Raw genomic sequence first — 26974 nt, 5'->3', positions numbered from 1 at the left:
GCTTCTAATTTTGTTTTTAGTATATATTTAGACATAAGAAAACCCCCGAATTGGAATCTTTGTCCAATTCCGGGGGTTAACTTCAATCAGAAGTGATTTTTCTTTTAGATAGTTCTTAAAACAAGATTTGTAAATAAATTAGTAATAATTATTAATAATAACGGCCTTTGCGATTACATTGGTTTCATTGAAGTAGATATGGGGATTGGTTGGATTAAAGAAGATGGTGTCATCTTTTTTCAACAGATTTTTCTGATTATTGACTGTAATCCATAATGTTCCGGCTATTACCATTACATATTCCTCGGAATTTGACGAATGCCCTACAGATTTATATTGTGAATGTGGATCTAGCTCCATTTGAAAAAGCTCAAAGCGGCGATGAATTGATTGGGGAAAATAATTAAAAATCCGGTAATGACCATCGGCGGAATGTTGCTGCAGAATTTTACTTTTTTGAATAATTGTTGGTTTATTAAGGTCAGAATCTTCTAAAAGAAGGGTATAGGGAATATTAAGTCCAGCACAAATCTTCCAGATTGTGTTGATTGTCGGATTAGTTGTTCCACCTTCTATTTGTGAGAGCATACTTTTACTAATACCCGCAGCTTCCGCTAGCTGACTAATATTTAGTCCGGCTTTAAGCCGGTAAAACTTAACGTTGTGGGCAATAATCTGATTAATTTCCAATTAGCTTCTCCTTAAAAAGTAATTGACTTTATCTAAAGTTCGTCGTAAACTTTGTTAAATCTAATATATTGAACATATTTATTATATATCGAACGAAAGAGCATTGTAGCAAATTAAACTTGCCTTTGCTTAAGTTCAAATAATTTTTGCTAGTTAAACCTAGTTTACACTATTTTATGCAAATAGTTTTTAAGAAAAAGGGAAAGGTAGATGAGTAGATGGATAACTCTTTATCAAGACATGCCGCATTTGTTGAAACAATACCAACAGTATTTGGCTATTTAGGAATTGCTGCTGCTTTTGGCATCATTGGCCGCGCGAGTGGATTTTCAATCTTAACAGTTTGCTTAATGTCAATTATTATTTATGCCGGATCCGCCCAGTTTACTACAGTAAGTATGCTTGCGGCAGGGAGCCCGATTTTGTCAATCATCCTAGCGACCTTTCTGATTAATTCCAGAATGATTTTAATGAGCACTACATTGGCACCATATTTTAAAAAAGATAGTGTAGGTAAGGGAATAGCCATCGGCACCTTGCTGACTGATGAAAGTTTTGCACTTGGGGTGAACAAATTAAACTATACAGGCGATCGGCTGACTTTTACCTGGCAGAATACGACTAATACTATTTCGTATTTGACTTGGGTAATTGCAACTGCTATTGGTGCATTTCTTGGGGGCTTAATTACCAATCCGCAAAGATTGGGCTTAGATTTTGCCATTGTAGCAATGTTTATTGGTTTATTGTACCTACAGATAATCAGTGATAAAAAAATGAAACAAGCTTTACAGGTGACAGTAGTCTTGATAACAATGGCTTTAACTTACTTATGCATGATTATTTTACCTGAACAGTTAGTTATTCTTGTGGTGACAATTTTAGGGTGCATATTGGGGATGGTAGTGAAACATGTCTTTTTCTAACTACACAATGTTAACAATTATTGGCTGCGGAATTGCCACTTGGCTATCGCGAATTTTGCCATTTGTTTTATTAAAAAAATTTACTTTACCTAAAATAATAGTTGAATTTCTATCATTCGTCCCAATTGTAATTATGGCATCTCTTTGGTTTAGTAGTTTATTTACGCCAAGTCTAGGACATCTTCCCAAAGTTAATGTGGATTATGTTTTGGCATCACTACCCACCTTTATTGTTGCCTTAATTAGTAAATCGTTACTGGTAATCGTTTTGGTGGGCGTAATTTCGTTGGCCTTATTACGTTTAATCTGAGCCACATTAGGAATACTTTTTACTCCTCTTGCATTGGTCTGCACTCCAAGGTTTATAATAACTGCAAAATTATTAAACATAGTTGATTGAGGAATACGCATGGAGACAGTTAAATTAAACAATGGAATTGAAATGCCGCTTTTAGGCTTTGGTGTTTTCCAAATTACTGACAATAAGGAAGCAGAAAAGGCTGTCTTGACAGCATTGGATGCAGGTTACAGGCTAATTGACACAGCTAGCTCATATGGAAACGAAGAAGCAGTAGGACGAGCAATTAAGAAGAGCGGAATAACAAGATCAGATATTTTTGTTACTACTAAATTATGGGTCCAGGACACAGGATATGAAGCCACTAAAAGAGCAATCAATGAATCATTAAAAAAGTTGCAGTTAGATTATCTGGATTTATACTTAATTCATCAACCTTATGGTGATGTTTACGGCACTTGGCGTGCAATGGAAGAAGCATATGAATCTGGGATGATTCGTGCAATTGGTGTATCGAATTTTGAACCCGATCGAATTTGGGATTTGGCTTTGTATAATCGCGTACGACCAGCCGTTAATCAAATTGAGATTAATCCTTGGATGCAACAACAAGATGCTGTTAAATTCTTGCAAGACAAAGCAATTCAGCCAGAAGCTTGGGCACCATTTGCTGAGGGGAAAAACCAGATTTTTAGTAACCCACTTCTACAAGAAATTGGATTGAGTAACCATAAATCGGTAGGACAGGTGATTTTAAGATGGCTAATTCAGAGAAAAATAGTTGTTATTCCAAAATCTGTTCATCGTGAGCGAATTGTGGAAAATAGTAATATTTTTGATTTTACTTTAACTGACCAAGAAATGACCAAGTTCAACAGGTTAGATAAACGACAAAGCCAATTTTTTGATCATCGCAATCCGTCTGCGGTTGAAAGTATTTATAATATGATTCGCTGATGTGAGGAGATTTTTTGAATATTAATGAAGTTAGCTCCCAGTTTAATTTATCAAAGGATACACTACGCTATTGGGAGAAATGCGGTTTAATACCACCAGTTAGGCGGGACAATAACGGCTATCGCGAATATAGCGAATATGATCAAAATTGGATTTTTTACATTAAAGCTTTACGTCAAGCTGGTGTTTCGGTTAAAAGACTGCAAGAATTTGTGGCTAAATATCAGCAAAAGCAACCACCTAAAGAGCGTAAAAAACTACTTTTGTCTCAGCTGAAAGAACTAAAAAGGCAAGCAATGAACTTACAAAAAGCGATTGATTACCTTGATTTTAAAGTCACACATTTTGATGATCAGCTGCTTACTTATGAAAATGAAAAATTGGCTTATGAAGGAAAAGCAAAAAAGGGTTTACAAAATTAAGTTTCCTTCGTTATAATAATTAAAAATATTTCGGTTGGAGTTCAAGACTTTCAAGAATTGTTCCTAGGTTTGGGTTGCCTAGGTAATTTCTTGGAAGTCTTTTTTGTGTGAAAGTTGAAGGAAAAATGGAACAAATAAAACTAGTAATTTTAATCTTATTATTCGCCCTAATCGGTGGGCAAATTAGCGTAAGGAGTAAGCTGCCTGCTGTGATTGGCCAATTAATTGCAGGTGTCATCCTTGGTCCGGCATTTTTAAATTGGGTCAGACCAACTTCACTAATTAAAAATTTAGCGGAAATTGGCGTTATCTTGCTGATGTTTTTAGCTGGCCTTGAAAGTGATTTGACTATTTTAAAAAAGCTTTGGTATCCCAGTTTGCTCGTGGCACTGATGGGGATGATTGTTCCAATAATTGTTGCTTATTTAACAGGATTATTATTTGCTTTTGCGCCAATTGATTGTCTTTATTTGGGATTAATTTTTGCGGCGACATCAGTCTCAATTTCTGTGGCGGTTTTACAGGAATTAGGTTGTCTTAGAAGTAAGGAAGGGATGACCATTCTCGGCGCGGCTGTAGTTGATGACATACTATCAATCTTGTTGTTAAGCGTCGCAAGCAGTTTGTTTAACACGCAAAGGTCAGTAACTACAGCAAAATATAAATTAGCATGGCACATATTTTGTCAGATAGGCTATTTATTAGTACTAATCATTGGTAGTTTTTGGCTAGCACCAAGGTTGGTTAAATTGTGGACTAAGAATACTGTGCCGGCAGCTAACGTCCTTTTGTTATTAGTTATGATTTTAGTAGCATCTTTTGGTGCGGAAGTTGTTGGCTTAAGCGATGTGATTGGTGCCTTTTTTGTCGGACTTGCTTTTAGCCAGTTAAATGAAAAAGCGAAACTGCAAGAAAATTTTACGACCATTGGCTATGGCTTTTTTATTCCGCTTTTTTTCATCAGTATTGGACTTGAGATGACGTTAACTGGAATCTGGCAAAATATTGGGTTATTTGTACTACTTTTAATTGGTGCAATTTTATCTAAATGGGGTGGTGCTGGTATTGGTGCTAAACTATCTGGTTTTTCCTTTTTGAGTTCAATTCAAATTGGGTCAGGAATGGTTTCGCGTGGTGAAATGGCCTTGATTGTTGCCCAGATTAGCAGGCAAAAGCACTTTTTAACTTCTACTACTTATTCATTAGTGGTGGGAGTCATTATCTTAACAACTTTGATCGCCCCATTTTTATTAAAGCTAGCTTTTACGGATGAGCAATAAGTTGTTCAAGTCAGAATAATTTTGGATTTGCGAATTAAATGCTATGATAGATTTCGTGTTTGCACACAAATAAAAAGATGGATAGGGCGGTATTAATGAAATTTCAACCTAATAATAATTTATTTAGTCTTAAATGGTATGTAAGTCAAATGCGTGGTTGGAGCTTTAAAACTTATATGCTTTTAATGCTAGGAATTGGCGTCATTATTGGTACGACAATTTCTTCACCAGTTGATTTAATTGCATTTGTGACAATGATTGCAGCTATTATGGGCTTCACGTGTACATTGGCTATTACTAATGCAAGACCAATTAACGGGGTGTTAGGCTTATTATCATCAATTATTTATATAATCGTTTCGATATATGCTAAAAATTATGCCAATGTTGTTTTGCAGGCAGCCTATATTTTTCTGTTAGATATACCTGTGCTATTTTTACCGGCTTGGACAAAAGATGCAGAAAAACATATTAGGGGGCTTAATTTATCTAAGTGGATTTATACAATTTGCTTTTTTATTGTGGTAACGGGTCTGCTTTACTTAATGGACACAAAAATCTTTATTAGTCCAAGGCCATGGATTGATGCAATCGCCGGTGCAATTGGCATCACTGGCTCAGTCCTTTGCACGTTTCGTTTTCGGGAGCAATACTACTTTTGGTCAATTCAAGGAATCTTTGCGATCATTCTGTGGGGTGTTACTGCTTTTCAGGGTGACGCAAATTTAACGTTATTTTTCACGTATATTCTATATTTAAGTAATGACCTGCTAGCTTTTACTGACAAGCACACTAGTTGGTTTCACTAAAAAAGGTGAGATCCTCTTTATGGGGGATTTCACCTTTTACTTTGTCAAATGATCTTTGACAATTTTGATTAGTATTTTAGTAGCACCTTTACCAGCCTTGTCATCGTAATATGATTGGTAGCGTTCATCACTTTCATAGCCGTTAACAATTCCTAAATGAATTTCAGTTGAGTAGTTTGGCATGATGACTTTTAGCCAATTTTGATGATCTGTGAAAATGGCATCACTCAATTTACTTTCTGTGCTAGGGTCTTTAACAACTTCTTGTAAATTGCGGACTAAATCCGCTTCAATTGTTTTCATTCGGTTAAAATTTTTATCTGAAAAATCTGCAGCACTTTTAGTCATTTCATTTCTCCTCATGCTTGTATACTTTTTACTATTTTACTATAGCATACTGCTAAATCAGGAAAAATAAATTTAGGGTTTTGACAAGCAGTCGCCTAGCTAATTTTTTGCTGTTTTATGTTAATTGGTCGAGTTAAAGGTAAAAGATATAAATAACGAGAATAAAGCTGTATAATAAAACTAGAGGTGCATTAATGATTATTTTTGTGTGGGCTGAGGATGAGAAACATCAAATTGGTCTAGATGGGCATTTACCTTGGTATTTACCTAAGGATTTGGAACATTTTAAAAAGTTAACAGTTGGCCATCCAATTGTTATGGGCCGTAAAACTTTTGCTAGCTTACCTAGACTGCTGCCTAATAGACAACATATTGTTTTATCAAGTAGTTGCGAAGTGGCACACAAATTTGATCACAATAACCAAGTTGTCATATTATCTTCGTTAAATAAATTAAAGCATTGGCTTAAGTCACATCAAGATGAAAAGATTTTTGTTATCGGGGGTACATCGGTTTTCCAAGCATTGAAAAAGCAAGTAGATTATTTAGAAAAAACGGAAATAAAAGCTGTTTTTGCTGGTGACACGATTATGCCGACCATTGACTATTCGCAATTTGAGTTAATAAAAAAAGAGACTCATTTACCTGATGATCAAAATAAATATTCATATGAATTTTTAACTTATGCTAGAAAGGAGAAACGAAATGAAGAAGATGATCATAAGCGTAATCGTTTTAGTGATCAGTATCCTGATCCTTGTTAATAGTATTATTCAAGCTGAAATGATCAATCCTAACTTATGGTGGCAAGTAATTGGCATGGCCATCATTACCTTTGTGGTAGCGCGTGATAATTGGGATCAATATCAGAATTTTCACAAGCATCAGCAAAAATAATTTTAAACGTGGTTGACAGAACTAAAACTAGGTGCTAAATTAATAAACAATTAAATAATTAATACATCTTGAAAAGCAGAGTAGTTATTTGCCAAGTTGATAAAGAGAGCTAACATTTTGGTGAGAGTTAGCAGACAAGGAATAATGAACATGGGCTTGAAATGATGACCGTTAGTGATATTTAGCTTTCGGCGGAGTTGCATCCGTTATTTATGCAAGCTATTGATAGATAGCTATTGAGGTTTATTACGTGAGTAATAAACAAATTAAAGGTGGTATCGCGAAGCACTCGTCCTTATTTTTAGGGATGAGTGCTTTTTTGTTGAACTTTGGAGGTTCTGTAATGTCGAAGAAGAAGACAAGAAATATTGTTATCGGCGTAATCGTCGCTTTAGTTGTGATTGTGATTGGGTGGTTTAGCTTTGGTCCTAAACCTAATAATAGCCAAAAAGGTGGCAACCATGTTGTTACTGTGGGAATAGTTAGTGAAACTAAGCCAAAGGAAGATATTTGGAATCATGTTGCGGCTACTGCAAAAAAGAAATATGGTGTAACGGTTAAAGTGAAGAACTTTACCGATTACAACCAGCCAAACAAAGCCGTTAAAAATGGTGATATTGACTTAAATGCCTTTCAGCACTATGCCTTTTTGAAAGCGTGGAATAAAGCGAATAAGGGCGGCGTAGTGGCAATTGGCCGCACAGAAATTAATCCGATCAGATTATATTCCAAGAAATATCACAAACTGAGCGACTTACCAAAAGGTGCTACAATTGCAGTTCCAAATGATGCCAGCAACGAATCCCGTGCACTTTTTGTTTTAAAAAATGCCGGTTTAATCGAACTGCGTAAAGGCAAGGAATTAGCTACTGTTGCTGACGTTGTGAAAAATCCTAAAAACCTAAAAATTAAAGAAATAAATGCTGATCAATGTGGTCGGGTAATTGACTCAGTTGATGCCGCAGTTGTTAATAATGACTTTGCTCGTCCCGCTGGTTTAGGTAAGAAACAAACAATCTTTGTTGAGCCGGTTAACAAGGATTCATTAAAATGGGTTAACATCATTTGTGCTCGTAAGGGTGAGGAGAAGAATAAAGATTACCTCGCCGTTGTGAAGGCCTACCAGACGGAAGAAACTAAGCGCTTAGACAAGAAATATTACGGTGACATGCAAAAAACTGCTTGGGACATCAAGTTTTAGTTAGTTTTTAAGTGAATGGAGAAAATTTAATGGGTATTATTGAGTTGCAACATGTCAACGTTGATTTCGCTGATAAAAAAAGAAAAATAGTGCATGCAGTCCATGATGTCAGCCTAACCGTTGAAAAAGGTGATATTTACGGTATTGTTGGCTTTTCTGGGGCAGGTAAGTCAACCTTAGTTAGAACAATTAATTTATTACAAAAACCAACGGCTGGGAACATTAAAGTTAATGGCACAGATTTTGTCAAAGACGGTAAGCAGGTTATTTCTAACAAGAATCTGCAATTGGAGCGTAGAAAAATCGGAATGATTTTTCAAAGCTTTAACTTGCTTAACGAAATAACTGTAGTTGAAAATGTTGCTTTTGCTTTAAAGCATTCTGGCTTAAAAGATAAGGAAATAGAGGAAAAATCCCTGAAACTGTTAGAATTAGTTGATTTAAAGGAAAAGGCAGATTTTTACCCGGTTCAATTATCCGGTGGGCAGCAGCAAAGGGTTGCAATTGCACGTGCTTTAGCCAATGAACCAGATATTCTCATTTCGGATGAAGCTACTAGTGCACTTGACCCGCAAAATACCCAACAGATTTTAACCCTCCTAAAAAAATTAAAAGAAGAACTCAACCTTACAATTGTCTTGATTACACATGAGATGAGCGCGGTTAAAAAGATTTGTGACAAAGTTGCTTTAATGCAGCAAGGAAAAATCATTGAAAACGGTACGCTGCGTGATGTAGTCTTGCATCCGAAAAACAGCTTAACAAAGAGCTTTGTAGGCGGCTCACTAAAAGTAATTAACACATTAGAGTCGCTAAATTTAACTAAGCTAAATGATCATGAAGCAATTTACCAACTTATTTATAGTTTAGCTAACGTAACCAAATCAATTATTATTGACCTTTACCGCCAGATCGGAGTCGAAACTAGCATGCTATACGGGAATGTTGAGTTACTAGACGATGAACCAATCGGTACGCTTTTAGTTTTGGTCAAGGGTGATAACGATAAGCAGAAGCAGACAGTTGCCTTTTTAACCGAAGAAGGAGTAGCAGTAACTAGGTTGAATGAAAAGGGGAATTTGTATGATTAGTTGGTTTAGTAAAATTTTTCCAAATGTCGTGAACTTAGGCTGGGGCGGCGATACTGGCTGGGGAACGAGTATTTTTCAAACTTTATTTATGACTTTTTGGTCAGCAATCTTTGGTGGCATTTTAGGTATCCTCTTCGGGGTAATTCTAGTTTTAACCAAAGAGGGTGGAATCAGACAAAATAAGTTTTGGTTTAATATTTGTGATAAAATTGTTTCAATTTTTCGGGCAATTCCGTTTATCATTTTGTTAGCCTTCATTGCTCCGTTTACCCAATTAATAGTCGGAACGCAGATCGGTATGAATGCTGCACTGGTTCCGTTATCACTTGGAGTTTTTCCCTTCTATGCTCGTCAAGTTCAGGTGGCTTTAGAAAGTGTTGATCACGGAAAAATTGAAGCAGCGCAAAGTTTGGGGGCAACAACCTGGGATATCATTTTTAATGTCTATTTAAACGAAGCTCGTTCAGAATTGGCCCGAGTATCGACGGTAACAATTATTAGTTTAATCGGCTTAACTGCAATGGCTGGTGCTATCGGCTCTGGTGGCTTGGGTAATACGGCCATTTCTTATGGGTATCAGCGTTTTGATAACGATGTGACCTTTGTAGCCACAGTTTTGGTCATTATCCTAATCTTTATTGTGCAAGTTACCGGTGATTTTTTGGCTAATAAATTAAACCACCAAAATAGGTAAAATAAAACAAAAAAAACAACAGGCAAATTTGTCTGTTGTTTTTAACTTATAATTAAACTATTTAACCGCGTCTTTTAAAGCTTTGCCTGGTTTGAAAGCTGGCACTTTAGTTGCGGGAATGGTCAAGGTTTTACCAGTTTGTGGGTTTCTACCTTTTCTTTCAGCACGATCACGAACTTCGAATGAGCCGAAACCGATAATTTGAACCTTTTCGCCTTTAGCTAAGTTGTCCTTGATTGATTCGACTAGTGAATCGATAACTTTTTCCGCATCTTTTTGTTTAAAACCAGTTTTTGCTGAAACTTCTTTGGTAAGTTCAGATTTATTAATTGAAGCCATATTTTCTTCTCTTTTCTAAAAAATTTAAGCAGGACTAATTTGTGATTAAACTATACACGAATTACATAATGCTTTGTGTCGCTTGATATTTCGCAACTTTTTATATTTTAGCACAGTTCGTAGCTTCATCAACAGAAAAAGGCTAAATATCATATTTATTTTTGTCTTTTTAAGATGCGATTAGTCATTTGCTGATAGTTGAGATAAAGAGCTTTAAATCTTGAATGCTTTTCTTTTTGCCAAGGTTTAGGTTTCCCGCAAAAATGTAAAATCGAGGTATTTTCCATTACCCATTCTATATTACAATCGCCGGTACTTCTAGCTAAGTAAACTGAATATGCGCGAGCATCATAATTCCAAAGTGTTTCAGGTATTTTTAGGATGTTTTCACCATAGAGATAATTGAGAATATCCTGATCCGGTAGAATAAGAGTATCGTGATTTTTTTCAATTGCTGCCGTGATATCTTCTATTTTGACCTTTTTTCGCATTTGGTCAAGATCCATTAACATGATGCCTGAATTAAAGTAGCCGGTTGTTGTACCTAGGCGAATGTTGTTGATTGAGCTCATAATATCGGTTAAACCCTCGTGAACAGCAGCAGCAAACATGTTGCCAGCTAAATCCAAGTCCCAAAGCTGTTTAAGTGAATTAATTACTAAAATATCAGGATCAAGGTAGAGTATTCTATGCAAATTAGCCGGTAAAACTTTACCTGATAATAATCTGAAATACATTTCTTTAGGGTAATCATGCAGGTTTAAAAGTGAATCAGGAAATGTAATATTATTATTCATTGCCACAGTTTTGACCTGCATGCCAATTTGCTTACCAAATTTCGTTAGGTCACGTAGAGCAGAATCCTCAATGTTATCATGAATTAACCAAATGCAAAAATCTTGCTCCATATTATTAAGTTTCATTGAATACATCATTACTTCAAGAGGCTTAATGTAGTTTTGGTCAATTGTAACTAAAATTTCAATTATATCGCTTTTTTTCTGCTTCATGTCAGCCTTCCTCAATTAAAAATTATTGTTTCTCTAAATAGTATAAAGCAAAACCGGTTTTAATTCCTTATAAGATATTACTAAATAAGTTTAAACTAAAAGTTTTTTTGACTTTTAACAAAGAAATAAACATACCATCTGATTTATAACAGGAAAAATTTGGCATAAAGTAGTAAAATAGAAACAAATAGATATTTTAATGAGGTGTAAATATGAACAAAAAAACAATTTTAGGTTTAGTGGGTGCTGCTTCGTTATCACTTAGTTTAAGTGCTGCAGCGCCAGTATTGGCAGCAGAAACAAGTAATAGCACAAGCCAATCAGCTACTACTAGTACTGGTACTTCAACTTCGACCACAACGACTGGGGATCAAACTAAGCCTACAACTGGTCAAGATACGACTAAAACGCCAACAACTGGGGATCAAACTAAGCCGGCTGATAACCAGGATGCTTCAAAAACCCCAACAACTGGGAATCAAACTAAGCCAGCAACAGGTAATGATACTTCTAAGAAGCCAAGTAAAAATTCTGCAGATTCTTCTAAAGCCTTATCATTAATGGGTAAGTATGCTAAATTAACAAGGAATTCATATGTTTACGATAAAAATGGTAAACGTGTGAAAAATTCTAAGTTAAAGAAGGGCACTATAATTCTTGTTTCCGGTCTTGCAAATCCGAAAGGCAAGTCTTTAATTGCTTTTAATAATAAGAAGAATCAATACATTAGCGTTAGAAACGTTAAATTGTTTAAGGCAGCTCAATATAAGGTAAAAAAGAAGTCATACGTATATAATAGCAAAGGTATTCGCAAAGCTAACGTATATGTTAAAAAGGGTAAGACCGTGATGGTAATTAATACTAAGAAGATCCATGGTAAAAAGTACGTTCAAATTACTGATACATACTTCATTAGATGGGCAAATTTAGATCATAAAAGTGGTAAAGTTTTAGCTCAATAATTCAATCGATTCAGGTCACTATTTTAAATAGGAGATGCAGCTAATGTCTGATTCTGTTTTTAAAAGAGTAGCAATTAGAAAATATACTAATGAAAACGTTGATCAAGAAGATTTAACTAAGTTGATTGCGGCTTTTCAGTCGGCTCCATGTGGAATGCACCAAACTAAAGATATGCGGATGACTGTTGTGAAAGATAGTTCACTTCTTGATCGGATTGAAACTTTAACCAAGAGTGCTTGTTATGACGCACCATTGCTGTTTGTTATTAACGTAAAGAAAAATAGTATGTTTGGTGAACGCGATGCTTCCGTGGCGGCTGAAAATATTATGGTTGAAGCAGCAGATTTAAATTTAGGTTCAGTTTATTTAATGAATGCGGCAAGAATTCTCAATACTGATGACAAATTGCTAGCAGACTTAGGTATTTCTGGTGAATACGAGGTAAGTGTCATTGTCGCCTGTGGTCATGCGGCTGAACATCCGGATGATGATCGATCTAAACGATATCAAGTATTAATTAAATAAAGCGAAAACGAAGAGCAATCTTCGTTTTTTTGTTTTCAGCAATAGTCTATGAAAGCGCTTATTGCTATAATTAATCTATAACTGATTTAACTAAAAAGGAGGCTTTTGGTAATGAAAAAGATTATTGATAATCCTAACGATGTCGTTGACGAAATGGTTAGCGGGATGAGCAAGGCATATCCACAATATATTCGGCGAATACCGCAAACTGATGCATTGGTGCGTGCGAATGAGGCATCAATGACGGGCAAAGTAGGTTTAGTTAGTGGAGGTGGATCAGGTCATGAGCCGACCCATGCTGGCTTTGTCGGAAAAGGAATGCTAAGTGCAGCTGTATGCGGACAAGTATTTACATCGCCTACACCAGATCAGATTTATGCCGCAATTAAAGCGACTGACCATGGACAAGGTGTTTTTCTGGTCATTAAAAATTATTCGGGCGATGTTATGAACTTTGAAATGGCAATGGATATGGCGGAAATGGAAGATATCAAAGTTAAATCTATTGTTGTCGATGACGATATTGCGGTTGAAAATAGCACCTATACGCAGGGTCGCCGCGGTGTTGCGGGAACAATTTTGATGCACAAAATTTTAGGTGCAGCTGCTCAAAATGGGGCCAGTCTAGCAGAAATTGAAGAACTGGCCAAGCAAGTTTTGCCAAATATTAAAACAATTGCTGTGGCTCTTTCTGCTGCTACCAATCCAGAAACGGGTAAACCAGGTTTTACGTTAAAAGATGATGAAATTGAGTATGGGGTTGGAATTCATTCAGAACCAGGCTATCGGGTTGAAAAGATTAAACCTGCTAATGAATTAGTAAAGGAATTGCTAGGAAAACTTGATAACGAACTAAAATTAGACCCTGCTAAAAAGTATGCTGTGCTGGTAAATGGCATGGGTGCTACTCCGCTGATGGAGCAATACATTTTTACTAATGACTTATTCAACAAGCTGAATGAGAGTGGCCTTAAGCCTGTGTTTACCAAGGTTGGTAATTATATGACCTCTTTGGACATGGCCGGAATTTCACTTACTATGCTAGAAATTCAGGATAACAAATGGCTCGAGTATTTAAATAATCCGGTTGAAACTATTGCTTGGTAAATTAAGGAGAATAATTAAATGGAATTAACTGTCAATCAAACAATTGAGTGGATGACAAAGTTTGCTGCCAAAATAGCTGAAAATAAGCAACTTTTAAGTGATCTTGACACGCCAATTGGAGATAGTGACCACGGCTTTAATATGGATCGGGGTATGCAAGCGGTAGTTAAAAAACTTTCTACTACTCCTCCAGCTTCAGAATCAGAGGCTCTAAAGGAGATTGCAATGACCCTGATTTCAACAGTTGGTGGCGCGTCTGGTCCTTTATATGGAACAGCTTTCTTGGAAATGGCTAAAAAAAGTGCTACTACAACAGATTTAGGCGAATTATTAGAAGCTGCGTTAAATGGGATTGAAAAACGCGGTGGTGCACAGCCAGGGGATAAAACTATGGTTGACGTCTGGGCACAACTAGTACCAAAAGTTAAAGAAGGCCAGTTAACCGAGTCTAGAATTACTGCTGCAGTTAAAAGTACCGCTCCAATGATTGCCAAAAAAGGTCGAGCATCATATTTGGGCGAGCGTTCTAAAGGACATGTTGACCCAGGTTCACAATCAAGTGGCTACTTATTCGCAGCATTACTTGAAACGGAAGGATAATTATGACTTTTGGAATAACCATTGTTTCCCATGTGCCAGAAATAGCTATTGGCATTGAAAAGCTTATTAAGCAGGTGGCTAAAGATGTGCCGTTCACTCTTGCTGGCGGTACCAATGACAATGATATTGGCACCAGTATGGATAAAATTATTAAGGCTTTTAACGAAAATCAGGCAGATGAAATCTTAGCTTTTTATGATCTAGGCAGTGCCAAAATGAACCTAGACATGGCCGTAGAGTTTTCAGACAAAAAAGTTCATTTATATAACACTGCACTTATTGAAGGGGCTTATACTGCCGCTAGTTTACTTCAAGCTAATGTCCCACTTAATGAAATAGAAAAACAATTACAGCCTTTAGTTGTTAAGGAGTAAAGCAAGAGCATGAATAGTGCAATATTGGACATAAAAAATATATTCTGAAAATAATTTGTTTCTGAAAAATTTTCATAGAATTATGATGTAGCACATTATCACAGTAAGTAAAACAAATGAATAATGTTTTTTTATTGCAGTAGATTAAAAGATTCTTAGATATTTTTATTTTGTTTTTATAGCTTCTTCGCTATGGTTAGCTCAAACAATTTAGAATTGAAATGAATTATAGCTGATCTTATATTTCTTTTGTCCGCTTATCAATTTCTAGGCAACTAGAGCTCTATTAAACGCTATTTGAAACATTAAATCGAAATGTTTTTATTATCAGTAATTAACAAGAATTTTTTAGCTTGTAGTTGGATTCTGCTTATGGATATGAAAATTAAAAATAACAATAGTTAATATTTTAGCTTTAAAAAACTCATGACTACTAAAATCAGAAAATGATCTGTAGTAGTCATGAGTTTTTCTAACTTTTAAAGTTCTTGTACTTATGGCTTAAAGTGCCGTAATATTTCGATACCTTTTTTTTGGTATTTATTAGGAACAAAGCTTTTGCGCATAGCAATTTGCATATAAGCATATAATTTTTGCCCTGGCTTTAAATGAATCACATGAATACCAGTTTCGTCTTTAAGGCTACTTTCCATTGCTAGGGCAATACCAATATTCCTTTTTACTAAGTCAATCATAGTTTGCATTGTTTGAGCAGTATAAATTATATCAGGTGAAAAGTTACCCAGTTTTCCAACTTCTTCTAAGCATTCTCTTGTTAAATAACCTTGTGAACGAGCTATAAATTTCCGATTACGTAAATCAGAGGCGTTAACTTCGCTAACTTCTTTCCAGGGATCATTTAAACCTGTAATAATAACCAATTCTGTTTTTTTAAGGTTATGAACAAAATATTCAGGATCGTTAATCGGGACCATCCATGAATAAATCGCAACATCAACTTCACCATTTGTTAGATCAGAGAATGCATCAGTTGATCTTTCAATATTAGTGTCAATGAGGTCAGTTAAGCCTGCCTGGTAAAATTGCATAATTATATCGGCAATAAATGAGTTGCCTGCTTCACCCGAAAAAGCTAATCTTATTTTTTTATCACTAGCATGCTTAACATCATAATTAATACTGGCAATGTCTTGTAACAAAATTTTAGCTTTTTGATAAAGTAGCTCTCCAGCATTTGTCAAAGTAATTTTGCTCTTTCTATTTTTTTGCAAAATAAGTGGATCGTTGAATTTATCTGCCAGCCGTTTAATTGCCATTGAAATGGTCGGCTGGGTTACGTCAAATAATTCAGCTGTTGCTGTATAATTACCTGTTTCTACTAATTTACAGAAGTATAGAAGATCTTTTTCGTTCATATTTATCTCCTAATTAATTAAAAACTTTTATAATCTTATCTTTTTTGATTATATTAAACTTGAGAAAAAATTGCAATTTTTCCTTACTTGACAATACTTTTGAATAATCTTTTATAATTAAAATTTTTAAAAAATAAATTGGACTTAATTTTTCTTAAAGGATATATTTCATTAAGTATAAGTAATCTTTTAGGAAAGAGAAGGTAAGATAATGATCTACGATTCAACTCTTAAGTGGGACGCAATCTATGATGTAATCGTGATTGGCTTCGGTGGAGCTGGTGCAGGTGCGGCGAGATTTGCCGCTGATCAAAAGGCAAAAGTTTTATTGATTGATTCTGCGCCAGAAGGTCAAGAAGGTGGTAATACCCGCTATGCCGGTGGGGCCTTTGCCTGGAGCGATAATTTCGATGATTTGCGTGATTATTATAAACAAACTTACTATCCGTTTAAATACGATCCAAAAGCTTTAGATACTTTTGTAAATAATGTTTTACAAATGAAGGAATATTCACAAAAATATTTTGGAATTGATGCCCAATATACTGGTAGAAGGCCACAAGGTGAATATCCCGAATATGATCATGCGGTTACTATGCGCTCGCAAACAATGACGGCTGGCATGTACAATGGTGGCTTTTGGAAATTACTTCGTAAGAAAGTATACGAACGTTTAGATCAAATTGACGTCTGGTTTTCAAGTCCGGCGGAATATCTTATTCAGGATCCTGCTTCAAAAACAATTCTTGGCGTACAGATTAAACGCCATGGCATCGTGCAAAATGTCGCAGCCAAAAATGGTGTCGTATTGTCTTGTGGCGGTTTCGAAAATAATCAGGATATGGTACAGACTTTTCTCGGCCAAGGGTCATTAGCACCAATTGGTACTTTATACAATAAGGGTAAGGGAATTGATTTAGCTGTCGAAGCTGGTGCTCGGCTATGGCATATGTCTAATTATGATTCCCATGGCTTTTCATTAAATGAGGGCAAGCCAAGAGAGAAGTTTGCTTACATGATCAATTGGCAAAGCCTATTTAACGGCAGTATTTTTGTTGCTGGGGATGACGGAACGCGTTATTACCGTGAAGATGAAGAAGATCGCCACGGTTATAAGTATAACCATGGTAATTGGATTATGTTGCCAAATCAAAATCATCCTCACATTGTCATGGATCAAAAACAATATGATCAACTAGCAAATGATTCTTCAGACAAGGCAGAGCAAATTAAGCAGTTAATTTCATATGCAGATAAAGCCGATTCGATCGAAGAGTTAGCCGAAAAAATTAGTGCTCCAAAATTAGCTGAAGCAGTTGCTGACTTTAATTTTCAAGTAACAGAAACAAAACGGGATATGGTGTTAAACCGCAAAATTGAAACAATGCGTGCTTTTGGCAAAGGGCCTTATTATGCCATTGCGATTAGACATAATATTTTACATACTCATGGTGGCGCTCGCAGAAATGAAAAGTGCGAGGTACTTGATATGGAAAATAACGTTATTCCGCACTTATATGAAGCAGGAGAACTTGGCGACATCTTTGCAACAAAATACATTGGCGCAAACAGTATCGCAGACTTGTTAATTTCCGGTAAGATTGCTGGCGAAAATGCAGCTTGGCCAAAAAGAAAAATGGCAGAAGTAGATGTTGTTACAAATGCTTCGGAAAATCCGGACCTTAAGTCGGATGCGCACGCCACTTCAGCTGATTACGAAGCTGATGCAAATCAAGGCATTGGTATTAGTGAAAACGGAATTAACGATGCTCCAATCGTTGTTCGCGTAACGCTAGATGATAATAAAATTGCTAAAATCGAAACTTTGCAGGAAAAAGAAACACCATCTTTAGGAGGCAAAGCAATACCGGTCTTGACCAAAAAGATGCTCTCCGCACAGACAACAGATGTTGATGCAGTCAGTGGCGCCAGCACTACAAGTGCTGCCTTCAAGGAAGCAGTTAATGAAGCAATCAAAAATGCTAAGAAGCAGTAAAGAAGAAGAAAAATGAAAATTGATGCACAAACTAAGTGGGATGGAGAATATGATGTTTTAGTTTTAGGCTTTGGTGGGGCTGGAGCAACAGCTGCTCGTTTTGCTGCAGATAAAGGCTGTCGGGTGCTAATTATAGACGCTGCCCCTTATGGCCACGAAGGCGGTAATACCCGCTATTCAGCTCAGCATGTGGCAATGGCACATAATAAAGAAAAAATAACTAGTTATTATCAGCAATTAGCCGCACCATTCAATGTTGATAAGCCAACTTTAAATGCTTATTTGGATGGCTTTGTTCAAATGCCGAGTTACTTTAAAAAGTATCTGGGGATTGATCCGTTTATTTGGTCAAAAGACTATCAGCCAGGTGATCATTTGGCTAATAAAAAGAATTTGTGCGAGTATCCCGAATATAATGGTTCTGAAACCTTTGACTTTGCCTTGGTGCATAATCAGGATTTTGATGCTGGTTTATGGAAAATACTTCGCCAAGAAGTTCTCTCACGTAGTTCGCAAATTAATGTCTGGCTGAAGTCAAAGGCCGAGCATCTTTTGCAGGACCCTGAAAATGATGAAATTGTTGGAGCAGTAATTTCTCGTAATCACAAGCACTATTATATTCGCGCAAAAAAGGGTGTGGTGCTGGCAACTGGTGGTTTTGAAAATAATGCTCAGATGCAGCAAGACTATCTGCATGTTAGCAAGTTGACCCCATTGGGTACCTTATATAATCAAGGCGATGGCATTACAATGGCTGCAGAAGTTGGTGCTAAGATGTGGCATATGGGTAATTACGAGTCTCTTGGCATAGTACCTAGTTACGTAATTGCCGAAAAAGACAACGTTCGCGGAAGACAAATTAGTGGCTGGAAAAATGTTAAGGAGGGTTCCATTATTGCGGTTGCCGATGATGGGACACGGTTCATGCGTGAGGATGCCAAATTTAGGCATGGTCATATTTACCAACACGGTGATTATCTTTTGCCGCATGCATACGATAACGCATGGCTTGTCTTTGATCATAACCAGTACCAAAAGTTTCTGCAGGAAAAAGAAGAAGGAAGATTGAAGTACCAAGACTTTTTTGCCAAGGTCGTTAAGGCTGATACAGTTGAAGCTTTGGCTACCAAAATTAAAGTTCCTGGTAAAAATCTGGTAAATACAATTGCTAGATTTAATCAATTTGTGCAAAAAGGCCAAGATCTTGAATTTAATCGGGCCCCAGAAACAATGGTTCAATTCAACGACAATGGTGCTTTTTATGCCGTCAAATTAGCTCCAGCAGTTTTAAATACTCAAGGAGGACCTCAACATAACGAATTTGCTCAAGTTCTAAATAATGACGGTAAAGTGATTAGACGTTTGTATAGTGCTGGTGAACTTGGTGGCATGTGTACCAATCGTTACCAAGGCGGTGGCAATTTAGCAGAGTGTTTGATTTTTGGTAAAATTGCTGGCGAAAAAGTTGCACAGTTACCAAGTTTAACGACAAAAGCTGCAAATGTAAGCACTCTCCCGAACATAAATGACCTACTCGATGGCAACAACGAAAGCCAAATCGTTTTGCAAAAGAATCAATATCTTGGTTCTTCTGAAGCAGGCATTGGGGGCAGAATTCTGGTCCGAGTAACTTATGAAGATCAAACAATTAAGAACATTGAAGTTTTGGAAAATCATGAGACTGAAGGTATTGGGGCTGTTGCGATCGCTCGTCTGCCACAAGAAATGGTGGAACAAAACACAACAGCTGTTGATGCCATTTCAGGTGCTTCCACAACAACCCATGCTTTAAAAGAGGCTGTTAGTTCAGCTATTAAAAAGGCGAACGAATAATTTTCTAAGGAGAAAACAAAAATGTTAGATAAATTTGAATGGAAAAAATGGCTCTTGCCAGTGGGGATTGGCCTTATTCTTTGGCTAGTCACACCGATTAGACCAACAGCAATCAATGTCACAGCTTGGCACTTGTTCGCGATTTTTATTGCAACCATCGTTGCTTGTGTGACTAAGCCGTTACCAATGATGGCTACAACTATTATTGCTGTCGTAATTGCCACCTTAACCGGTATCTTCAAAATGGACGAAGTTACGGCGGGATTCGGTAATTCGACGGCCTGGATGGTTGCAATGTGCATGTTTATGGCAGCAGGCTTTATCAAATCTGGATTAGGTAAGAGAATTGCTTATTTCTTTGTTAAAACTTTTGGTAAAAGAACTTTAGGCTTAGCTTACGCATTATCCTTAGTTGAGACTGTTTTGGCAATTGGTATTCCAAGTAACAACGCGCGTGTTAATGGCATTATGTACCCGATTATTGATAACTTATCAAAAGAAATGGGTTCTGATCCTAAAAAGGGAACAGAACGGGACATGGGTTCTTTCCTGGTTTTTAATGAGTACGAAGTTAATATTGTCACTTCAACTATGTTTTTAACCGGCTTAGCTGGTAACATGGTAGCTCTTGGAATAGCAAAAACACAAAATATTTCAATTTCATGGATGCAATGGTTTTTAGCAGCGATTGTTCCTGGTTTGATTTCATTATTAGTCGTTCCTTTTATTTTATATAAAATTTACCCACCGAAGATTAAGGAAACTCCTAATGCTCATGATTGGGCAGACGATAAATTGAAAAAACTTGGCAAAATGACGGCTGCCGAAAAGATTATGGGAATCGTTTTCTTACTGTCAGTTATTTTATGGTTAGTTGGACCAGAATTTGGAATTGATGCTACCCAAGTTAGTTTTATCGCCGTGGCTCTTTTACTTATTTGTGGTGTTATCAATGTTAAAGATATTCTTGGACAAAGCTTTGCTTGGAATATCTTAACTTGGTTGTCAATCATCATGTTGATGTCGCAAAAACTAATGACGCTTGGCTTTTTCCCATGGTTTTCAAAGACTCTGGGAAGTGCACTGCACGGAATGAATTGGGTTTTAGTATTAGTAATTTTATATTTGGCTTACTTTTACCTACATTATTTATTCCCAAGTGTATCAACTCAAATTTCAGCTCTATATGCTGGCTTTTTATCAATAGCAATTGGTGCTGGAGTACCGCCAGTCATGGCCGCTTTAATGCTTGCATTAGATGGTTCACTATACCTGTCAACTTCGAGCTACTCTGCGGGTCCAGCCGCTTTATTATCTTCAACTGGTTATGTTTCCAATAAAGATTGGTGGAAACTCAGTGCCATCATTGGCGTTGTCTTGAACGTAATCTGGCTTGGCGGCGGACTTGTTTGGACAAAAGTAATTGGAATGTGGTAATTACAAAAAGATTCTCAGCCTTTTATATTAGGTTAGAATCTTTTTTTGTTGTTACCAATAGTTGTAACTCTTCTATACATAGTTTAAGATTAAAATTATCTAAATTAATAAAAAGAAGGTAAAAACATGACTTGGGCAGCAATTTCGACTTGGAGAATGTCCTTTAAGGGACTTAAAAAGGCCAGTAAATTATTACAAGAGCATCAATCTGCCGGTGATGCAGTTGAACAACTAATTAATGATGTAGAATCTTTTCCCGATTACCACTCTGTTGGTTACGGCGGTCTACCCAATGAAGAGGGCGTGGTGCAGATGGATGCAGGTTACATGGATGGTGACACTTTTGCTCAAGGATCGGTAGCCGCAATTGAAAATGTCAAAAATGCAGTATCTGTTGCACGAAAATTAAGTGAACGCAAAACGAATAGCTTTTTAGTTGGTCAAGGTGCTACTAAGTTTGCCATGCAAAATGGTTTTACCATGACAAATATGCTAACTAAAAAAGCAAAAACTCAGTGGGAAGATAGAATTCAAGCTAAAAAGCAGGAAAACTTAGTCCCTTATGATGGGCATGATACGGTTGGTGCGGTTACGCTTGATCAAAAAGGTTCGATGGTTGCGGCAACATCAACTTCCGGATTATTTATGAAAGAAAATGGGCGAATAGGTGACTCACCTTTATCGGGAGCAGGCTTTTATGTCGATAGTTCTATTGGTGGAGCAGCTGCGACAGGTCTTGGCGAAGATATTATGAAGGGATGCTTGTCCTATGAAATTGTTAATAAAATGGGTGAGGGAAAAAGTCCGCAACAGGCTTGTGATGAGTCACTTTACCCCTTTATTAATAAGCTAAAGGAAAAGTATGGTAGCGTAGGAGCGATATCACTTATTGCTTTGGATCAAAACGGTAATTTTGGCGTAGCTACTAACGTTCAATTTGCTTTTTGTGTAGCTGGCACTAATCAAACGCCAACAATTTTTGTAGCTGAGCCGGAGGACAACAAAACCCATATTTTTCCATTTACACAAAAATGGCTCGAAAAATTTGAGGCTGAAACTCATATTTCATTAGATTAAGAAAGAAAAACAATCGTGATTAAAGAAGCATGCGTTGAAAATTTTGTGTCTGTCCCTAAGAATATTGCTGCAGGAGCCGGTAGAATTGAATTAAATAATAATTTACAGGCTGGGGGAACAACGCCTTCATTTGGTGTAATCAAAAAAACGGTTGACTATGCTCATGGTTTTCAGGTTCCAGTCGTTGTTATGATTAGGCCCAGGGGTGGCAATTTTGTTTACGATAGTACCGAACTGGATATGATGAAAAATGATATCCAAATTGCGGGCTTGTTAGGAGCAGATGCAGTGACATTTGGCTGCTTGACTAAGCAACATTTGCTTAATAAGGTCCAAATGGAAGAGTTAGTTTCGCTAGCTACAGCACTAGGACTTGACGTTGTAATGCATATGGCGTTTGATCATATAACAGAATCTGAGCAAAAAAATGTAGTAACATCATTGATTAGTATGGGTGTTAAACGTATCTTGACGCACGGAGGAAATTTAGAAGAGCCGGTAGAAGCCAACTTTGATCATTTGAAAAAGATTATTGCTTGGGCGAATAACCAAATTGAAATTTTACCTGGCGGTGGAATTAATACTAGTAATGCACCTTTGGTTGCTGGTGAACTAAGAGTTACTCAATTGCATGGAACAAAAATTGTGTTGCCATAACGATTATGATAGGCAGAATGAGCTGATTAATCTTATTTTTTAGATTTGACGTTGACAAAAAATAATGTCTTGATTAAAATATTATTAATATTAAGAAAGCAATGAAAAGAAAAGTAACTTTGCACGTAGCGTTTTAGAGAGTTCTGTTGCTGAAAAAGAACCGTGATGGCAGAGTGAAAGTAACTTTGAGCTATATGGTGAATTAAAAGTAGCTAATATTGGGAACACCCATTATCGTGTTAGCGTATCGCATTATTGCCGTACGTGAAGTGACTTATTAACTTGGTTTTTTGACTAGGTTATTAGTAATTTAGGTGGTACCGTGTTAAAAGCACCCTTGATTAATTTCAAGGGTGCTTTTTTAGTTATAAAACCTAAGCTTACCTTTCTAAAATTACGCAGAAAGTGGTCTTTCATATGGAATATTGATACAAAGAATGTCGGAACCATCAGCGAGTATAAATTAAAGGAGATTTATTATGGAAAATTTAGAACAAGACTTAAATCAAGAGCCCTTAACCTGGAAGCAATATCTTGTTGTTGCCTCGTTGTTATTCGGACTTTTTTTCGGAGCAGGAAATTTAATTTTTCCCATTCATTTAGGTCAAATGTCGGGCGCAAACTGGGGAATGGCAACCTTTGGCTTTTTGGTCACAGCAGTTTTATTACCTTTATTAGCAGTTTTAGCTATTAGTGCCAGCCATGCAAAAGGTGTTTATGATATTGGTCTACCACTTGGGCCTAAATTTGCACTTGCTTTTATGGTTCTAATTCATTTAACTTTAGGACCATTATTTGCAACACCGCGAACAGCGAGTATTTCTTTTTCGGTTGGTCTAGCTCCAATCTTACCGCAAAAATACTCTCAAATTAGTCTATTACTTTTCTCTGCTGTCTTTTTTATATTAGCTTTTATTATTTCATATAAGCAGTCATCAATATTAGAAAGTATCGGAAAAATATTAAACCCACTATTCTTAGTGTTGTTATTCTTTATTTTTTTATTGGCAGCAATTTCACCTATGGGGGCTGCTAAACAGCAAAGTGTTACTCCTGCTTATCAAACCATGCCATTTTTTAATGGTTTTTTGCAAGGCTACAACACGATGGATGCATTAGCCGGTTTAGCTTTTGGCTATACGATTGTTTCGGCAGTTAAGCAGCTTGGTAAAACCTCAGCTAAGAGTAACGCAAAAGTGACTGCTAAGGCTGGTGTATTGGCAACAAGTGCTATTGGAATTATTTATATTTGCTTAATTTGGCTCGGAGCAACGACTCTTAATCATTTTAAAATCGCGCCAGAAGGAGGTACCACTTTTAACCAAATTGTTACTTACTATTTAGGGGACTTTGGCCATGCGTTGCTGGCGACCTTAGTAACATTGACCTGTTTAACAACAGCAGTTGGCTTATTAGCAGCCTTTGCGCAAGATTTTCACCGCAGTTTCAACAAAATTAGTTATCATACTTGGCTATTGATAATGACAGTGGCTTCTTTTATCACCGCTAATTTTGGGCTTGACACAATCATATCATGGTCAACACCAATGTTAATGTTTCTTTATCCAATTGCAATTGTTCTGATAATCTTGTCAATTACTGGTCCACTATTTAATCATGATGCAATAGTTTATTACTGGGCAGTCGGATTAACTTTCATTCCAGCTATTTTTGACATGATTGCCTCTTTTCCTCCTGTAGTAAGCCAGCAATCTTGGGCTTTGCAATTACAAGCTATTCAAACTCGTTTTCTACCTTTTGCCAAAATTGGCATGGACTGGGTAATTCCAACAATTATAGGCTTAGTAATCGGCTTTATCCATCATTTATATCAAAATGCTAAGCTCAAAAAGGCTTAAATTTTTTAATTAGCTGTTACTAAATTGTTGAGCCTCTTCTTTGACATCATTCACTTATCAAAGTAGATTAAAGTTAACTGAATGATATGGTTGATGTTTAAAGATGGGACTTGATAAATTTGAATAATATGAATATGAATGATAATAGTCATGGAATGAACCATGATTCATCAATGCATATGGATCATGGCCAGCAAATGAGCATGGGTGGTGGTGACATGATGATGCATGGCAATCACATGATGCACATGGGCAATTTAAAACAAAAATTTTGGATTTCTGTAATTCTTTCACTTCCTATTCTATTTTTAGCACCTGCAATGGGAGTTCATTTGCCATTTCAATTTTCGTTTCCTGGCTCCGAATGGGTTGTTGTTATTTTTGCTACTATTCTTTTTGTTTACGGTGGCGAGCCGTTTCTTAAGGGAGCGTACTACGAATTAAAGTCTAAAAAGCCAGAAATGATGACTTTAATCTCATTGGGAATTACGACTGCCTATGTTTATAGTCTATATGCATTTATCCAAAACGATCTGCTGAATAGTAAAAATCATATAATGGATTTCTTTTGGGAATTAGCAACGTTGATTTTAATTATGTTACTTGGGCATTGGATTGAAATGACCTCGGTAATGAACGCAAGCAGTTCAGTTAATGATTTGGCCAAGTTGCTACCGGATAAAGTTCATGTTCAACGAGACGGTCAAACTAGTGATGTTGCTATCAATGAAGTTCAAAAAGACGCAACGATTATTGTTAAGCCGGGTGAAAGTATTCCCCTTGATGGGATTATTTTGAATGGTACAAGTGATATTAATGAATCGCTAGTTACGGGCGAATCGAATGATGTTACGCGTAAAAAAGACGATAAAGTAATCGGGGGTTCTGTTAATGGTTCAAATGCATTAACTATTAAAGTAACAAACTCTGCCAATTCCGGTTTTTTGGCTAATGTTAATAAACTTGTTCAATCTTCGCAGATGAATAAATCAAAGCTGCAAACCTTGGCTGACCAAGTTTCTGGTTGGCTTTTCTACGCAGCGTTAATTATTGGTATCATTGCGCTAATCGTGTGGACAAGCATCAATGGCATTGCCGATGGGCTAGAAAGAATGGTTACCGTTTTAGTAATTGCATGTCCTCATGCTTTAGGGCTAGCAATTCCATTGGTTAATGCTAAAAGCACTTCTATTGGTGCCAAAAATGGTTTATTAATTAGAAATCGAAATGTGATAAGTGTCAGCTCTAAGATTAACTATCTTTTAATGGATAAAACGGGCACACTGACTGAGGGTAAATTTCAAGTACGTAAGTGTGATTCATTAAAAGAATCAGTGTCTCCGATTGAAGCATTGAAATTAATTGCTTCGATTGAGCAAGATTCAACTCACCCAATCGCAAAAAGTATTTTGCAATATGCGCATGAAAAGCAGATTGAGTTGTTGCCGTTATCTGAGAGTAAAAATATTTCGGGTAAAGGTGTTTCGGGTGTTTTAGGTGGTAAAGAATATTTACTAGTAAATGAAAAAGCGGCCCGCGAAATCATAACTAATTTTCCGACTATTGATGTTGCCGATTATACTACTAGTTACTTGATTCAAGATAAAACTCTAATTGGTTATGTTGCTGTGGGTGACCAAGTTAAATCATCTGCAAGTTCGTTGATTAAGCAAATAAAACAATTAAATATTACCCCAGTAATGTTAACTGGTGATAATAAAAGAGTTGCTAATAGTATTGCTAAGAAACTCGGAATAACAGAAGTTTATTCAGAATTGATGCCTGAAGACAAACAAAAAATTGTTGCTAAATTACAAAGTGAAGGCAACAAAGTCATGATGGTTGGTGACGGAATCAATGATGCTCCTAGTTTGGCTAAAGCTGATATTGGGGTCGCAATTGGAGCAGGGACTGATGTAGCTGTTGATTCAGCCGATGTCGTTTTAGTAAACAGCGAACCAACAGATATTATTAGCTTTTTGAAACTGGCACAGAATACGCAAAAGAAAACTGTTCAAAATTTATGGTGGGGAGCAGGTTATAATATTATTGCACTACCACTAGCGGCAGGTATTTTGGCCCCATGGGGCATTATTTTAGCACCGGCTGTCGGAGCAATTTTAATGTCCTTGTCGACAGTTATTGTAGCAATTAATGCTGAAACTCTTCATATTTAATAAATGAATTCTAAGCATCTCCTGTGTGGGG

28 protein-coding genes and 2 other annotated features are annotated in these 26974 nt (G+C 36.6%); of the genes, 23 read left to right on the top strand and 5 right to left on the bottom strand.

The features are described 5' to 3' along the window. Nucleotides 1–138 precede the first annotated feature (138 nt). Nucleotides 139–690: a helix-turn-helix domain-containing protein gene (locus tag J3U71_RS04690; RefSeq protein WP_220268041.1), complete on the bottom strand. Its 552-nt coding sequence runs from the start codon at nt 688–690 to the stop codon at nt 139–141. Between the two features lie 218 nt (nt 691–908). Between J3U71_RS04690 and J3U71_RS04685 the strand changes: the two genes are divergently transcribed. The 6 genes from J3U71_RS04685 to pnuC all read left to right on the top strand — a co-directional run bounded on the left by J3U71_RS04685 (nt 909) and on the right by pnuC (nt 5382). Continuing rightward, complete coding sequence (locus J3U71_RS04685) at nt 909–1616, top strand: AzlC family ABC transporter permease (RefSeq protein WP_103751715.1); 708 nt, start codon at nt 909–911, stop codon at nt 1614–1616. Beyond that, the gene (locus J3U71_RS04680) at nt 1603–1926 is read left to right on the top strand and encodes an AzlD domain-containing protein (RefSeq protein ID WP_220219735.1); all 324 of its coding nucleotides are present in this window, start codon (nt 1603–1605) and stop codon (nt 1924–1926) included. Before J3U71_RS04685 ends, J3U71_RS04680 begins: the two co-directional genes overlap by 14 nt. Nucleotides 1927–2025: 99 nt before the next feature. Beyond that, on the top strand, nt 2026–2871 hold the full coding sequence (locus tag J3U71_RS04675; protein WP_267392618.1) for an aldo/keto reductase: 846 nt from the start codon (nt 2026–2028) through the stop codon (nt 2869–2871). A gap of 14 nt (nt 2872–2885) precedes the next feature. Beyond that, entirely contained in the window at nt 2886–3293 is a 408-nt protein-coding gene (locus tag J3U71_RS04670; protein ID WP_267392619.1) for a MerR family transcriptional regulator, read from the top strand. A gap of 125 nt (nt 3294–3418) precedes the next feature. Beyond that, nucleotides 3419–4573: a cation:proton antiporter gene (locus J3U71_RS04665; protein ID WP_267392620.1), complete on the top strand. Its 1155-nt coding sequence runs from the start codon at nt 3419–3421 to the stop codon at nt 4571–4573. Between the two features lie 95 nt (nt 4574–4668). Beyond that, the gene (gene pnuC, locus J3U71_RS04660; protein WP_267392621.1) at nt 4669–5382 is read left to right on the top strand and encodes a nicotinamide riboside transporter PnuC; all 714 of its coding nucleotides are present in this window, start codon (nt 4669–4671) and stop codon (nt 5380–5382) included. Between the two features lie 36 nt (nt 5383–5418). Here the strand turns inward: pnuC and J3U71_RS04655 are convergent, their stop codons facing one another. Continuing rightward, nucleotides 5419–5730, bottom strand: coding sequence for a TipAS antibiotic-recognition domain-containing protein (locus J3U71_RS04655; RefSeq protein WP_416381417.1), 312 nt, complete (start codon nt 5728–5730; stop codon nt 5419–5421). Between the two features lie 194 nt (nt 5731–5924). Here J3U71_RS04655 and J3U71_RS04650 point away from each other — a divergent pair, with 194 nt between their 5' ends. From J3U71_RS04650 to J3U71_RS04630, 5 genes are all read left to right on the top strand, one after another. Continuing rightward, nucleotides 5925–6494 (top strand): dihydrofolate reductase, encoded by a 570-nt coding sequence (locus J3U71_RS04650; protein WP_220219729.1) that lies wholly within the window; start codon nt 5925–5927, stop codon nt 6492–6494. Next, a complete protein-coding gene (locus J3U71_RS04645) occupies nt 6436–6627 on the top strand; it encodes a hypothetical protein (RefSeq protein WP_127326205.1) in 192 nt (63 codons plus the stop codon). The genes J3U71_RS04650 and J3U71_RS04645 overlap by 59 nt, the downstream gene beginning before the upstream one ends. 59 nt (nt 6628–6686) lie before the next feature. Continuing rightward, nucleotides 6687–6927, top strand: a binding site (T-box leader). Between the two features lie 43 nt (nt 6928–6970). Next, nucleotides 6971–7828 carry a MetQ/NlpA family ABC transporter substrate-binding protein gene (locus tag J3U71_RS04640; protein WP_103751708.1) on the top strand — a complete coding sequence of 286 codons (858 nt, stop codon included), beginning with the start codon at nt 6971–6973 and terminating at the stop codon, nt 7826–7828. Between the two features lie 29 nt (nt 7829–7857). After that, entirely contained in the window at nt 7858–8919 is a 1062-nt protein-coding gene (locus J3U71_RS04635) for a methionine ABC transporter ATP-binding protein (protein WP_267392622.1), read from the top strand. Beyond that, nucleotides 8912–9613, top strand: a complete 702-nt coding sequence (locus J3U71_RS04630; RefSeq protein ID WP_267392623.1) for a methionine ABC transporter permease — start codon at nt 8912–8914, stop codon at nt 9611–9613. Before J3U71_RS04635 ends, J3U71_RS04630 begins: the two co-directional genes overlap by 8 nt. Before the next feature lie 57 nt (nt 9614–9670). Here the strand turns inward: J3U71_RS04630 and J3U71_RS04625 are convergent, their stop codons facing one another. Together J3U71_RS04625 and J3U71_RS04620 are read right to left on the bottom strand one after the other, a co-directional pair. Beyond that, nucleotides 9671–9952, bottom strand: a complete 282-nt coding sequence (locus J3U71_RS04625) for an HU family DNA-binding protein (protein WP_220268031.1) — start codon at nt 9950–9952, stop codon at nt 9671–9673. 155 nt (nt 9953–10107) lie between these two features. Continuing rightward, nucleotides 10108–10962 (bottom strand): glycosyltransferase family 8 protein, encoded by an 855-nt coding sequence (locus J3U71_RS04620; protein ID WP_220268030.1) that lies wholly within the window; start codon nt 10960–10962, stop codon nt 10108–10110. A 212-nt stretch (nt 10963–11174) separates the two neighbouring features. On the opposite strand from J3U71_RS04620, the gene J3U71_RS04615 reads away from it, so the two are divergent. The 5 genes from J3U71_RS04615 (at nt 11175) to dhaM (ending at nt 14531) form a co-directional block, all read left to right on the top strand. Continuing rightward, on the top strand, nt 11175–11924 hold the full coding sequence (locus J3U71_RS04615) for an SLAP domain-containing protein (protein WP_267392624.1): 750 nt from the start codon (nt 11175–11177) through the stop codon (nt 11922–11924). A 43-nt stretch (nt 11925–11967) separates the two neighbouring features. Further along, a complete protein-coding gene (locus tag J3U71_RS04610; RefSeq protein ID WP_220268028.1) occupies nt 11968–12450 on the top strand; it encodes a nitroreductase family protein in 483 nt (160 codons plus the stop codon). A 111-nt stretch (nt 12451–12561) separates the two neighbouring features. After that, nucleotides 12562–13557, top strand: coding sequence for a dihydroxyacetone kinase subunit DhaK (gene dhaK, locus J3U71_RS04605; protein WP_267392625.1), 996 nt, complete (start codon nt 12562–12564; stop codon nt 13555–13557). A gap of 18 nt (nt 13558–13575) precedes the next feature. Then, entirely contained in the window at nt 13576–14157 is a 582-nt protein-coding gene (dhaL, locus tag J3U71_RS04600) for a dihydroxyacetone kinase subunit DhaL (protein WP_267392626.1), read from the top strand. Nucleotides 14158–14159: 2 nt separating this feature from the next. Continuing rightward, on the top strand, nt 14160–14531 hold the full coding sequence (dhaM, locus tag J3U71_RS04595) for a dihydroxyacetone kinase phosphoryl donor subunit DhaM (protein ID WP_267392627.1): 372 nt from the start codon (nt 14160–14162) through the stop codon (nt 14529–14531). A gap of 494 nt (nt 14532–15025) precedes the next feature. Here the strand turns inward: dhaM and J3U71_RS04590 are convergent, their stop codons facing one another. Further along, nucleotides 15026–15907, bottom strand: a complete 882-nt coding sequence (locus J3U71_RS04590; protein WP_220268024.1) for a LysR family transcriptional regulator — start codon at nt 15905–15907, stop codon at nt 15026–15028. Nucleotides 15908–16118: 211 nt separating this feature from the next. On the opposite strand from J3U71_RS04590, the gene J3U71_RS04585 reads away from it, so the two are divergent. The 7 genes from J3U71_RS04585 (at nt 16119) to J3U71_RS04555 (ending at nt 26943) form a co-directional block, all read left to right on the top strand. Beyond that, entirely contained in the window at nt 16119–17903 is a 1785-nt protein-coding gene (locus J3U71_RS04585) for an FAD-binding protein (RefSeq protein ID WP_267392628.1), read from the top strand. Between the two features lie 12 nt (nt 17904–17915). Next, nucleotides 17916–19736, top strand: a complete 1821-nt coding sequence (locus J3U71_RS04580; protein ID WP_267392629.1) for an FAD-binding protein — start codon at nt 17916–17918, stop codon at nt 19734–19736. Nucleotides 19737–19757: 21 nt separating this feature from the next. Continuing rightward, entirely contained in the window at nt 19758–21173 is a 1416-nt protein-coding gene (locus J3U71_RS04575) for a DASS family sodium-coupled anion symporter (protein WP_103751694.1), read from the top strand. A 126-nt stretch (nt 21174–21299) separates the two neighbouring features. Further along, a complete protein-coding gene (locus J3U71_RS04570; RefSeq protein ID WP_267392630.1) occupies nt 21300–22250 on the top strand; it encodes a N(4)-(beta-N-acetylglucosaminyl)-L-asparaginase in 951 nt (316 codons plus the stop codon). Between the two features lie 15 nt (nt 22251–22265). Further along, the gene (locus tag J3U71_RS04565) at nt 22266–22907 is read left to right on the top strand and encodes a copper homeostasis protein CutC (protein WP_267392631.1); all 642 of its coding nucleotides are present in this window, start codon (nt 22266–22268) and stop codon (nt 22905–22907) included. 92 nt (nt 22908–22999) lie between these two features. After that, nucleotides 23000–23249 (top strand) — a binding site (T-box leader). A 137-nt stretch (nt 23250–23386) separates the two neighbouring features. Further along, complete coding sequence (gene brnQ, locus J3U71_RS04560; protein ID WP_267392632.1) at nt 23387–24766, top strand: branched-chain amino acid transport system II carrier protein; 1380 nt, start codon at nt 23387–23389, stop codon at nt 24764–24766. Nucleotides 24767–24894: 128 nt separating this feature from the next. Continuing rightward, nucleotides 24895–26943, top strand: a complete 2049-nt coding sequence (locus J3U71_RS04555; protein WP_267392780.1) for a copper-translocating P-type ATPase — start codon at nt 24895–24897, stop codon at nt 26941–26943. Nucleotides 26944–26974: the final 31 nt, after the last annotated feature.

Source organism: Lactobacillus sp. B4015, assembly GCF_026536055.1.
GTDB classification, from domain to species: Bacteria; Bacillota; Bacilli; order Lactobacillales; family Lactobacillaceae; genus Lactobacillus; species Lactobacillus panisapium.
Note: the sequence above shows the minus strand (reverse complement) of the source record. Positions and strands in the feature narration are given on the sequence as shown.